At 43.7% G+C, this 968-nt stretch carries 1 protein-coding gene; it reads right to left on the bottom strand.

Going from position 1 to position 968, the window contains the following annotated elements; translation table 11 throughout:
• On the bottom strand, positions 1 to 968 hold a 968-nt coding region (locus A3756_RS19455), incomplete at both ends, for a GlyGly-CTERM sorting domain-containing protein (RefSeq protein ID WP_156490613.1).

Genomic DNA, 968 nt, shown 5'->3' with positions numbered 1-968 from the left:
GCGCGAGCCCAACCTGAAGAAACAACGAGCATTACAATCACCACACTCATGGCACGATAGGTTTTCGATATACCTGCAGCGTTTCGACGAAAGAAAAATAGCACTGCCAAAAACACTAGCGCTAGTGGGTGGAATGCTCCACCACTAGACTTTGAATTGCTAGGACTTGTATCCTCAACTACATCTGGGTTATCTGCTGTAAAATTAACCGACTTCAAATACAAGGTCTTGCCTTCATCCCCTAATGAACTTTCACTCGTAGAACGCCAAAGTTCTCCCCTAGCCATGCGCCACTCAACAGTATTGACCTGATCTTCAGGTAACACGATAGTCTCACGACCATAAGCCTCAGCCGGCTTATATTCACTAAGCTCTTCACCATTTATCCACAATGAGACATCCATTACACTCGTATCATCTACTTTCCAGTCAAAGCTCAATTGGCCGCTACCATCAACCTTACCAATCAACATCGTTTGCTCATATAGGGTGTAGTCTGACACTAATTCGGAAACAATATCTCCCTGTAAATCCCACTCATTCTGCTTCTCTATAAAGAAAAACACTCCCTCACCCACACTTGAGCTAAAATCAGCTTCCCCTATCACATTACCACTCAACTCAAACGAGTAGCTTTCCTCCTTACCCTCAACCCCTATCATCAAGGTAGCAAACTTGATACCAGGTGAAAGGAAGTTCATCCGAATATGGACCTCGCAACTCTCCCCCGGAGCTAACTCAGAGCCCTGGCAATCAGGCAAAGCACTATCTTCCGTGCTGGTAATCGATAGCTCGGAAGGTGTATATTTTACCGTCCCTACACCACATTCATTGGTTTCAATCTCATCAACCTGAAGCTCAACACTATCAATTACAAAGCTATCAGCAGCACTATTTGTAAAACTTAAAGAAAAACCATTAACCTCTTTTATTCTGTATTTTAAAGACTCATCCGAGCCACCACTACA

This window comes from Oleiphilus sp. HI0086 (assembly GCF_001635225.1).
The sequence above is the reverse complement of the archived record's forward strand: the minus strand, read 5'-3'. Positions and strand labels throughout refer to the sequence as shown.